10 protein-coding genes are annotated in these 10,655 nt (G+C 71.5%); 2 read left to right on the forward strand and 8 right to left on the reverse strand.

Going from position 1 to position 10,655, the window contains the following annotated elements; all coding sequences use genetic code 11:
• Positions 1 to 109 precede the first annotated feature (109 nt).
• From ACIBJB_RS44210 to ACIBJB_RS44235, 6 genes are all read right to left on the reverse strand, one after another.
• Positions 110 to 1,330 (reverse strand): MFS transporter, encoded by a 1,221-nt coding sequence (locus tag ACIBJB_RS44210; RefSeq protein ID WP_398939820.1) that lies wholly within the window; start codon positions 1,328 to 1,330, stop codon positions 110 to 112.
• A gap of 105 nt (positions 1,331 to 1,435) precedes the next feature.
• Positions 1,436 to 2,842, reverse strand: a complete 1,407-nt coding sequence (locus ACIBJB_RS44215; RefSeq protein WP_398939821.1) for an HAD-IA family hydrolase — start codon at positions 2,840 to 2,842, stop codon at positions 1,436 to 1,438.
• A 20-nt stretch (positions 2,843 to 2,862) separates the two neighbouring features.
• Positions 2,863 to 3,912 carry an ABC transporter ATP-binding protein gene (locus tag ACIBJB_RS44220; protein WP_398939822.1) on the reverse strand — a complete coding sequence of 350 codons (1,050 nt, stop codon included), beginning with the start codon at positions 3,910 to 3,912 and terminating at the stop codon, positions 2,863 to 2,865.
• A 3-nt stretch (positions 3,913 to 3,915) separates the two neighbouring features.
• Positions 3,916 to 4,728, reverse strand: coding sequence for an ABC transporter permease (locus tag ACIBJB_RS44225; RefSeq protein WP_069761486.1), 813 nt, complete (start codon positions 4,726 to 4,728; stop codon positions 3,916 to 3,918).
• Positions 4,716 to 5,612, reverse strand: a complete 897-nt coding sequence (locus ACIBJB_RS44230) for an ABC transporter permease subunit (RefSeq protein ID WP_059207981.1) — start codon at positions 5,610 to 5,612, stop codon at positions 4,716 to 4,718. The genes ACIBJB_RS44225 and ACIBJB_RS44230 overlap by 13 nt, the downstream gene beginning before the upstream one ends.
• Complete coding sequence (locus ACIBJB_RS44235; RefSeq protein ID WP_398939823.1) at positions 5,609 to 6,763, reverse strand: ABC transporter substrate-binding protein; 1,155 nt, start codon at positions 6,761 to 6,763, stop codon at positions 5,609 to 5,611. Before ACIBJB_RS44235 ends, ACIBJB_RS44230 begins: the two co-directional genes overlap by 4 nt.
• Positions 6,764 to 6,977: 214 nt before the next feature.
• Here ACIBJB_RS44235 and ACIBJB_RS44240 point away from each other — a divergent pair, with 214 nt between their 5' ends.
• Positions 6,978 to 7,718 carry a GntR family transcriptional regulator gene (locus tag ACIBJB_RS44240; RefSeq protein WP_398939824.1) on the forward strand — a complete coding sequence of 247 codons (741 nt, stop codon included), beginning with the start codon at positions 6,978 to 6,980 and terminating at the stop codon, positions 7,716 to 7,718.
• Positions 7,719 to 7,743: 25 nt separating this feature from the next.
• Complete coding sequence (locus ACIBJB_RS44245; RefSeq protein ID WP_398939825.1) at positions 7,744 to 8,199, forward strand: hypothetical protein; 456 nt, start codon at positions 7,744 to 7,746, stop codon at positions 8,197 to 8,199.
• Here ACIBJB_RS44245 and ACIBJB_RS44250 read toward each other — a convergent pair.
• Both ACIBJB_RS44250 and ACIBJB_RS44255 read right to left on the reverse strand, forming a co-directional pair.
• Positions 8,192 to 8,644: an Lrp/AsnC family transcriptional regulator gene (locus tag ACIBJB_RS44250; RefSeq protein ID WP_398939826.1), complete on the reverse strand. Its 453-nt coding sequence runs from the start codon at positions 8,642 to 8,644 to the stop codon at positions 8,192 to 8,194. The genes ACIBJB_RS44245 and ACIBJB_RS44250 overlap by 8 nt on opposite strands.
• Positions 8,645 to 8,654: 10 nt before the next feature.
• Positions 8,655 to 10,121: an amino acid permease gene (locus ACIBJB_RS44255; protein ID WP_398939827.1), complete on the reverse strand. Its 1,467-nt coding sequence runs from the start codon at positions 10,119 to 10,121 to the stop codon at positions 8,655 to 8,657.
• Positions 10,122 to 10,655 lie beyond the last annotated feature (534 nt).

Consider the following 10,655-nt stretch of genomic DNA (forward strand, 5'->3'; position numbering starts at 1 on the left):
CTCACCGGGGCGGAAGGTGGTTGTGGGGGCCACAGAGAGGGGCCACCTAGACGGTACGGGCGGCTCACCAGCGCGGACAAGGAGGAGCCGTTGCGCGCCGGTAAGCGTTTCATTGCGTGCGCGGGCGGTCCCCCGGCGATTCGTTGCGCGCGCCGCCGCCCCGGCCCAGCACCAGCGCCGTCACCAGATACGGCACCGCCAGGATCACGAACACCGTGCTGTGCGCCAGGGACGCCCCGAGCAGGCTGTACACAGCGAACACGGCGACCGTGACCAGTTCCGTGCCCAGGCTCGCCACGGAGGTCAGCGTGGCCCGGCGGGCGTCGTCGATGCGGTGCTGGAGCCGGACGTCGGCGAGCACTTCGGCCAGCTGGAAGCCCGCGAAGGCGAGGCCCACGAGGACGATGCCGGCGGGGGTGCGGACCCCGGCGCCCACGGCCAGGGCGAGTGCGGCGCCCGCGATGAGGGCGGCGAGGCCCCGGGTGCCGAGACGTTCGGCCGGCCCGGCGAACAGGCTGCCGACGGTGACGATCGCCCAGACCAGCAGGACCAGATAGGGCACGGTCGCGTCGGCCACACCGAGGTCGCGGATCAGCAGCGAGACGTACTCGTCGAGCGCGCCCCACACCGCGGCGACGGCCGGGACGAGCAGCAGGGCGCCCTGGACGGCCCGGTCCCCGCGCGCTTCGGCGACCCCGGCCCGCAGGGTCGCCGCCCAGCGCGAGCTCCCCTTCTCGGCCGGTGCCCGGTGTTCCGGCAGCCGGGTCGCCGTCACCGCGGCCAGCAGACAGGCCAGGACGCTGGCCGCGCCCACGGCCTCGTAACCGCCCAGCGCGAGGACCGGTCCGGCGAGCCCCATCGCCACGACCGTGGCCAGCAGCCGGGCGGCCCGGGACCGCCCCATCACGCGCGCGTACCGCTCGGCGGCCCCGAGCCGTTCCAGCTCGTCGTAGACCAGGGCCTCCAGTGAGCCGGACCCGAGCGCGCCGCCGGCTCCCCACAGGACGAAGCCCAGCGCGAAGGCGCCGTACGACGGGACGCTCACCCACAGCGTGAAGCCGGCGGCCGTGAGCAGCGGGCCGATCCACAGCAGTCTGCGGCGCGAGACGGTGTCGGCCCAGGCGCCGGACGGCACCTCGAGGACCACGGCCGTGACGGACCACAGGGCGAACAGCGAGGAGATCTGCCAGAGCGGCAGGCCGGTGTCGGCGAAAAGCAGCGCGTACACCGGGTAGAGCAGGACGAGGTCGTCGAGGAACGCGTAGCCGTACAGCGTGGTCGTCAGCCGGCGGACGCCGGTCGCGGGCACACGTGCGGGTGAGAGTGTCATGAGGCCTTCCCGGAAGGGCGGTTCGGACGTCGTCGGTACGGCGTCCGAGGCGGCCCTCGGGAGGCACGGCTGGTGGATCAATGTCGCCAGGTCATGGCACCGATGTTAGACAGTCCCGGGCCCGCTGCCCAGCGAGAATGTGGTGATCACCGCGGCGTGGTCGGACGGCCAGTCGTTGTCCTCGACGTCCGGCCAGGCCCGCGGGGCACCGCTGACGTACGTCCGCGAGTCGAGAACCCGCAGGCCCCGGTGGAGGACGAAGTCGATCCGGTCCTGCGGCTCCGGGTGCGCGTGGACCGGCGACCAGGTGTGACCCGGGTCCCGTACGGCATCGGGGTTGGCCTGCCGGTAGGAGTCCTCGAAGCCCGCCTCCTCCGCGGCCTTGGTCACCGGCCACTGGACGTCCGGCCGGTCCAGGTGGGAGGGGCTGTTGAAGTCGCCGGCGAGGACGACGGGCGCCGCGCCCGAGATGCGGCGCAGGGTGTCCCGCAGCTGCACCGTCCGCACCTCCTCGTGGGCGAGCGGCTCGGACTCGTAGGGCCCGTAGTGCTCGGCGTCGAGGTGGGCCGTCCAGACCTCGACCTCCTGATCCCCTACGGCGATCCGTGCCCCGGCGGCCCCGTAGAAACCGACGTCCGGGTCGCCCAGCACGGCCGTGATCGGGAGCCGGCTGATGATGCCGAGGTTCGGTCCCGCGCTGTGGTGGTGCCAGCCGAGCGCCTCGGCGAGTTCCCCGGCGGCGGTGCCGTACGTCTCCTGGAGCGCGACCACGTCCACGTCGGTCTCCGCGATGACCTTGAGCTGCTTGGCCCGGTGGTCGCGGACCTTGGTGCCGCCGTACCAGAGGTTCCAGGTCATCACGCGGAGCCGGTACGGCAGCAGGGTGCGGAGCCTGTCGACGGTGACCCCCTCCAGGCTGTCCCGTACGGTCCGGCCGGGCGCGGCCTCTATGGGGGCGAGCGAGGGCACCGCGAGCACCGCGCAGCCCGCCGCTTCCGCCGAGGCGACGCCGGTCTCCGTGTCCTCCACGGCCACGCAGACCGCCGGATCGACGCCGAGCGCCCGGCACGCGGCGAGGTAGGGGTCGGGGGCCGGCTTGGTGTGGGGCGTGTCATCGGCGGTGACGGAGACCGCGAAGCGATCGGCACCGAGCGCGTCGAGCACCGTGTCGGCGACGGCCCGGGGGGACGCGGTCACCAGAGCCGTGGGGACGCCCTCGCGGGCCAGGGCGTCGAGCAGGGCGAGGGCGCCGGGGCGGGGCACGATGCCGGTGCGGACGCGGTCCGCGAACTCCCGGTGGAGGGTCTCGGCGAGGTCCGCGGCCGGCGTGCCCGTGATCGCGGCCAGCCAGGCGGCCGTGTACTCGACCGGACGGCCCAGCACCTCGGGCCGGTCGGCCTCGGTCAGGGCACGTCCGGCGACCTGCTCCACCGCCTCCCACCACAGCCGCTCGGTGTCGACGAGCGTGCCGTCCATGTCGAACAGGACGGCCTGGAGCGGGAGTCGGTTCACGGGTGCCTCTTTCTGGAAGATCAGGACGTACGTTCGGCCACGAGCACCGGCCGTTCCGGCAGCGACACGCTGACCGTGGCACCCGCTGTGAGCTCGGCGGCCTCGTGCGCGGGCAGATCGGCCTTCACGTCGGTGCCGTCGGCGAGCCGGACGGTGACGCGGACGGCCGCGCCCAGGAAGGACGTGGCGACCACGCGGGACTTCCCGTCGGCCGCGGCCCGTACCCGCACCGCCTCCGGCCGTACCAGCACGTCGATCTCGGTCGCGGACGGCACCGGGCCGTCGACCGGCAGCCGCTGCCCGAGCACGTCGACCGTGCCGTCGGCGAGGCGTCCCGGGATCCGGCTCATCGTGCCGACGAACTCGGCGACGAAGGCGGTGGCGGGGCGGCCGTACAACTCGCTCGGCGCCGCGCACTGTTCGAGCTTCCCGGCGTGCATCACGGCGACCCGGTCCGCCATGGACAGGGCCTCCTCCTGGTCGTGGGTGACGAACAGGGTGGTGATGCCGAGCTCCTGCTGTAGCCGCCGGATCTCCTCGCGCAGGGTGAGCCGCACCTTGGCGTCCAGCGCCGACAACGGCTCGTCGAGCAGCAGCACGCGCGGGCGCAGGGCGAGCGCCCGGGCGAGCGCGACCCGCTGCTGCTGACCGCCGGAGAGCTGGTGCGGGAACCGCCCGCCCTTCTCGGCGAGCCCGACCAGGTCGAGCAACTCGGCGGCCCTGGACCGCCGTTCGGCCGTGCGGACCTTGCGCATCCGCAGTCCGAAGGCCACGTTGTCGAGCGCGTCGAGATGCGGGAAGAGGCTGTACGACTGGAAGACCATCCCGGCGTCCCGGCGGTGGGCCGGGACCCGGGTGACGTCCTCGCCGTCCACCAGCACGTCACCCGAGTCGGGGTGTTCGAAGCCGGCGAGCATCCTGAGCGCGGTCGTCTTGCCGCAGCCGGACGGGCCGAGCAGGGCGACGAGCTCACCGGGCTCGACGGTCAGGTCGAGGCCGTCGAGGGCGACGGTCGGGCCGAACTCCCGCCTGATCGCCCGGAATTCGACGGTTGCCGCTGTTTCAAGCATGGATCATCCCCGGGAAGTAGTACGGGTACGGCCGCCGAAGCCGGCCAGGACGAGGAGCAGCACCCACGTCACGAGCAGGCTGAGCACGGACACGGCGACGGACAACTGGGCCTGCGAGCCGCTGACGTTGACGATCCACACGGCGAAGGGCCGGAAGCCCAGCAGCTGGGCCACGGTGAACTCGCCGAGCACCAGGGCGAGCGTGAGGAAGGAGGCGTTGAGCAGGGCGCCGCGCAGATTGGGCAGTACGGCCCGGACGAGGGCCTGCGGCCAGCCGGCACCGCAGCTGCGGGCGGCCTCCACGAGGGTGCGGACGTCGACGGCACGGAGCCCGGCGTCCAGTGCCCGGTAGACGAACGGCAGCGCCATCACGACGTAGGCCAGGACCAGGACGAAGGGGAAGTCGGGGTTCTGGATCGCCACGAAGGTCTCGAACAGCGGGGTGCGGGAGAGGTGGTCGGGCCCCCACTTGAGGACCGTGCCGAGGCCGGCGACGAACGCGATCGGCGGGACGACCAGCGGCAGCGAGCACACCACCTCGACGAGCGGCCTGAGCCGGGGCGCGCCGAGCCGCAGCGCGACCATTGCGGGCACCATCAGCAGCAGGACGACGGCGATGGTGGCGAGGGCCAGCTCCAGCGAGAGCAGCAGGCTGGAGACGAACCCGTCGGTGGAGAAGATCTGTGTGTACGCGTCGAAGGTGATGCCCTGGCCGGGGACGTCGACGGTGAAGACGACGGACGCGGCGAGCGGCACCAGGAAGTACAGCCCGGCGAGGCCCAGCACGCCCCACCGCCACAGGTTCAGGCGAGCCATCGCGCACTCCTCCGCTGCAGGGGCAGGTACACGGCCATGACCAGGCCCGCGACCAGGACCATGTCGAGGCTGAGGGCGAGCGCCACGTTCTCCTGGCCGACGAGCACGTTGCCGGAGATCGCGTCGGCGATCTGGAGGGTGACCAGCGGGATGGAGCTGCCCACCATCGCGGCGGCGGTGGCGTACGCGGCGAAGGCGCTGCCGAAGAGCAGCACGAACCCGCCGAGCAGCGTGGGCAGCAGGACGGGCAGGGCGACAAAACGCCAGTACTGCACGCCCGTTGCCCCGTTGTTCTGCGCCGCCTCGCGCCACTGGGTGCGCAGTCCGTCCAGGGCGGGCGTGATCGTGAGCACCATGAGAGGGATCAGGAAGTACAGGTAGACGATGACGAGGCCCCAGAAGCTGTAGAGGTCCCAGCCCTTGTCCGTGAGGCCAAGCTGACGGGTCAGCACGCCGGCGTTGCCGAGCGTGGCGACGAAGGCGAAGGCCAGCGGGACTCCGCCGAAGTTGGCGAGGACCCCGGACGCGGTGAGCACGGCCTCGCGCAGCCCGCGGAAGCGGGAGGACACCACGGCCTGCGCCAGCGGCAGACCGAAAGCAGTCGCCAGGGCGGCGGACACGGCCGACAGTTTCACGCTGCCGAGCAGCGCGGTGAGATAGGCGCCCTTGAGGGAGGCCGTCAGGTTGTCGACGGTGTACGACGTCGCTCCGGTGGCCGGGTCCTTGGCGGTGAACGCGCCGTCCAGCATGGCGATCGCGGGCAGCCCGAAGGCGACCGCGACGAACGCGAGCAGCGGGACGACGGCGATCCAGCCGAGGGACCGGCGCCGCCGCTTCACCTGAGCGGCGGGCGCCGTGTCCACCCGTACGGCGGTGGCCGTCATCCGGAGACGGCCTTCGCCCAGCCCTGTCCGAGAACCGTCTTGGCCTTGTCCTGCTGGGCCTCGGTCGGGAAGGACGGGGTGCCGGAGACCTGGGGCAGCTTGGCGGCGGCCGTCTTGTCGAGGGTGCCGGCCTTCTCCATGGCGGTCATCAGGGCCGGGCGGGCGTATCCCTTGAGCCACAGGTTCTGGCCCTCGGTGCTGTAGAGGTACTCCTGCCACAGGCGGGCGGCCGCGGGGTGCGGGGCGTCCTTGTTGACGGCCTGGGAGTAGTACTGCGAGAACTGGCCGTCGCTCGGCACCGACACCTTCCAGTCGACGCCCTTGGACTTGAACTCGTCGGCGTACCCGGCGTTCAGGTAGTCCCAGTCGATGCTGATCGGCGTCTCGCCCTTCTCGACGGTGGCCGGGGTCGACTCGACGGGCGTGTAGTTGCCGTTCTTCTTGATCTTGGCGAAGAAGTCGAGGCCGGGCTGGATGTCGTCGAAGGAACCGCCGCTCGCGAGCGAGGCCGCGTAGACGCCGCCGAAGGCCGAACCGGACTTGGTGGGGTTGCCGTTGAGGGCGACCTGGCCCTTGTACTGCGGCTTGAGCAGGTCGGCGAAGGTGGTGGGGCAGGTCTTGACCCGCTTCGCGTCGCAGCCGATGGAGATGTAGCCGCCGTAGTCGTTGTACCAGCGGGCCTGCGGGTCCTTCTGCCCGGTGGGGATATCGCCGTACGAGGCCACCTTGTACGGCGCGAGCAGGCCGTGCTGGGCGGCGCTGAGGGCGAAGGAGCTGCCGAGGTCGAGGACGTCGGGCGCCCGGGTCTGACCCTTGCGCGAGGTCACGGCGTTGATCTCGTCCTGGCTGGAGCCGTCGGGGTTCTCGACGGAGATCTTGATGCCGTACTTCTTCTGGAAGCCGTCGATGAGGGCACCGTAGTTGGCCCAGTCGCGGGGCAGTGCGATGGCGTTGAGCGTGCCCTCCTTCTTCGCCGCGGCGACCAGCTTGTCCATACCGCCGAAGTCGGCGGCCGAGGTGGCGGTGGCGGCGTTCTTGCCGTCGGCGGTGGTCGACGCGGTGTCGGGGGCGGCGCCGCACGCGCTCAGGGCAAGGGCGGCGAGGGTCGCGAGAACACCGAGGGCGGCGGTTCTCGGCAGGGACACGGTCACGGCTTCTCCAGGGGACGCGCGAGGGTGCAGGAGCCAAAGGGAGACAACTTGTCTGAACAAGTTGGCCTCAGTAAGGCCGCCGCTGGTGTCGCCCCGGTAAACACTGGCGAAACGCTGACCCCGGATTCCCGCACAATCTGAGCCCTCTCCCTACCCCCCGGGATGTCGACTACCCTGGTCACGCTGTGCACAGAGACCGACTCAGAGGGGAAGCATGGGGGCGCGACACGAGGAGATCGCCGACGAGCTGCGTCGGGCGATCGACCGCGAGGAGTACACCGTCGGCAGTCTGCTGCCCGCCGAGACGGAGCTCGCGGCGCACTACGGCGTCTCCCGCGGAACGGTCCGCCAGGCGGTCGCGGCACTCACCACCGAGGGTCTGATCGGCTCCCGGCAGGGTGCCCGTCGCGTGGTTCTCGCCAGTCGCCGCAGCCAGAGCTTCGCGGAGCTCAGGAGTTTCGCCGAGTGGGCGCGCGCGATGGGGCGTGAGGCGACGGGGCGGGTGGTCGCGCAGGAGTACCGGCCGGCCTCCAAGGAGGACTCGATACGCCTCCAACTGGCCATGGATGCACCGGTGTTGCATGTCCTGCGGGTGCGCGGACTGGACGGCGAACCGGTGTTGCTGGAGCGGACGGTGTACGCCGACTGGATCTCCCCGACCGTCGAGTCCATCGAGCCCGAGTGCCCCTCGGTCACCCAACGCCTGTACGACGACACCGGGTTGGTCTTCGCCTACGGGGAACACGTCATCGACGCGGTGGCGGCGGGAGCGCAGGACGCGGAACTGCTGGGGGTTCGCCGGACCAGTCCGCTCCTGAGGGTCCGCCGGGTGACCACCACCCGTGAAGGACGCCCGGTCGAGTGGTCGGACGACCGCTACCGTTCGGACGCGGTGAGCTTCAGCGTGCACAACTCGATCGGCAACAACGCGCTGGCGCGGAAGACAGCGGAGTAGGGTTCCCGCCCGACAGGAGGTTCCGTTGGACATCGGTGTGTTGCCCCCGGTCGACGAGCATGCGGTGATCGTCTCGGCGACGGCAGTCGAGGTCTGGGATGCGCTCGGCGAGACCCTGGAACAGTCCTTCGGCCGCCCCCGCTCCGCCCGCTACGCCCGTCTCGTCGGAGTCGCCGACCGTACGGCGTCCGGAACCGGTCCCCTCGCCAAGGGGTCGGCCTTCCCGGGGTTCCGGGTGGCCGACGCGGTCCCGGGACGGAAGCTGGTCCTCGTCGGGCGGCACCACTTCTCGACGTACGCCCTGGTCTTCCACCTGGAGGCCGAGGGCGAAAGCACCCGGCTGCGGGCCGAGACCCGGGCCCGGTTTCCCGGACCCGGCGGTGCCCTCTACCGGCTGCTGGTCATCTCCTCCGGCGCGCACGCCCTGCTCACCGGGCGGCTGCTGGCGGCGGTCCGGCGTCGCGCCGAGCAGGTCAGGTAGGCGAGCCCGAGGAGAAGCGGCGCAGCAACGGGGAGAGGACCAGGACCGACTTGGTGCGCTCCACGAACGGCTCCCCCGCGATCCGCTCCAGGACCCGTTCGAAGTGCCGCATGTCGGAGGCGAAGACCTGGACGACCGCGTCGGCCTCTCCGGTGACGGTGGAGGCGGCCACCACCTCCTGGTAGCGCTCCAGACCCCGCTGGATGGTCTCCGGGGAGGTGTTGGGCCGGCAGTAGATCTCGACGAACCCCTCGGTCTCCCAGCCGAGGGCCGCCGGGTCCACCCGTACGGTGAATCCGGTGATGGCCCCAGTGGCGCGCAGCCGGTCCACGCGGCGCTTCACGGCGGGCGCGGACAGGCCGACGATCTGCCCGATGTCCGCGTAGGAGCGGCGGGCGTCCTCGGCGAGGGCGTGCACGATGCGTTCGTCGAGATCGTTCAGCACGGTGGGTGGATCAGCCTTCGGGTGTTGCGAGTCGGGAACGGCGATGGCCGTACAGGAAGTAGAACACGAGCCCGACGGCCATCCAGACCCCGAAGACCACCCAGGTGACGGTGGACAGGCTGCCCATCATCCACACACAGAAGGCGAAGCCCAGCGCCGGGAAGACCGGCGAGAGCGGGACGCGGAAGGTGCGGGGCATGTCGGGGCGGGTCCGGCGCAGCACCACGACGGCGATGTTGACCAGCGCGAAGGCGAAGAGGGTGCCGATGCTGGTGGCGTCGGCCAGCTGGCCGAGCGGGATGGCCGCCGCCAGCACCCCGCAGAACAGGGACACGATCACGGTGTTGGCGCGGGGCGCGCCGCTCTTCGGGTGGACACGGGCGAACACCTTCGGTGCGAGTCCGTCCCGGGACATCGCGAAGAGGATGCGGGTCTGGCCGTAGAGGACGGTCAGGACGACGCTCGCGATGGCGATGACCGCGCAGAACGCCAGCAGGGTGCCCCAGAAGCTCTGCCCGGTGACCTCGCGCATGATCTGGGCGAGGGCGGCCTCGGAGTCGTTGAAGTGCTGCCAGGGCTTGGCGCCGACCGCGACGGCTGCGACCAGGACGTACAGCGCGGTCACGATGACCAGCGACAGCATGATGGCGCGGGGCAGGTCGCGCTGGCCGTTCTTCGCCTCCTCACCGGCGGTGGAGGCGGCGTCGAACCCGATGTACGAGAAGAAGAGCGTGGCACCGGCCGCGCTGACCCCGGCCATCCCGAGCGGCATGAAGTGCTCGTAGTTGCCGGAGCGGAAGCCCTGGATTCCGATCGCGCAGAACAGCACCAGCGCGGCCATCTTCACGACCACCATGACGGTGTTGGCGCGGGCCGACTCGCGGGCCCCGCCCAGCAGGAAGGCCATGGCGAGCAGGACGACGATCAGCGCCGGGAGGTTGAAGACGCCGCCGTCGCCGGGCGGGGCGGACAGCGCGTCCGGGATCGTGACGCCGATGGTCCCGTCGAGGAGCTCGTTCAGGTACTCGCCCCAGCCGACGGCCACGGCGGCGACCGAGACGCCGTACTCCAGGACCAGACACCAGCCGCAGATCCAGGCGATCAGTTCGCCCATCGTTGCGTACGCGTACGAGTACGAGGACCCGGCGACCGGGATGGTGCCCGCGAGTTCGGCGTAGGAGAGGGCCGAGAAGAGGGCGGTGAGGCCGGCGATCACGAAGGAGAGCGTGACGGCGGGACCTGCCTTCGGGACGGCCTCGCCGAGGACGACGAAAATGCCGGTGCCGAGGGTGGCGCCGATGCTGATCATCGTCAGCTGCCACAGTCCGAGGGAGCGCCTGAGGGCTCCTCCCTCGCCCTGGCCGCCCTCCGCGACCAGGCGTTCCACGGGTTTGCGCCGCATGAGGCGCGCGCCGAGCCCCGGGGGCGTGGGGGCTTCTTGGGTGCGGTGGTGCGTGGGTGCACCTTGGTCGAGCACGCGCTGACTCCTTCGTCGCTGCAGGTGAGTACAGCGCAGCACCCTACGAGCCCGGACGTCACAGTCGTAATGCAGCAACCTTGCACGCACTCGCAAGATCGTTGCGTTCCGAGCCGATGGGCGGGCGTTCGTTGCGCGTGCCCCCGTCCGGTGCCCGTCAGCCCTCGTCAGCGGTCTTCCGGCTCCCCCGCCACGGTCCGCGCCTCAGCCACGTCCGCCTCACCGAACCCATCTGCCGGGCCGTCCGTACGCCGCCGCCCGAACATCGATCCACCGCACGTGCGCCACCCAAGCGGCAGGAGCACCATCGCGTTCCACGCCGACGCGCGGACGTTCGTCGCGCGCGCCCCTACCGCCACCCCTCAGCGCTCCTCCGGCTCCCCCGCCACCGCCCGGGCCCGCGCCACGTCCGCCTCATCGAACCCGTCTGCCGGGCCATCCGTACGCCGCCGCCCGAACATCGATCCACCGCACGTGCGCCACCCAAGCGGCAGGAGCACCATCGCGTTCCACGCCGACGCGCGGACGTTCGTC

The organism is Streptomyces sp. NPDC050759, from assembly GCF_044456945.1.
In the GTDB taxonomy this organism is placed as follows: Bacteria; Actinomycetota; Actinomycetes; order Streptomycetales; family Streptomycetaceae; genus Streptomyces.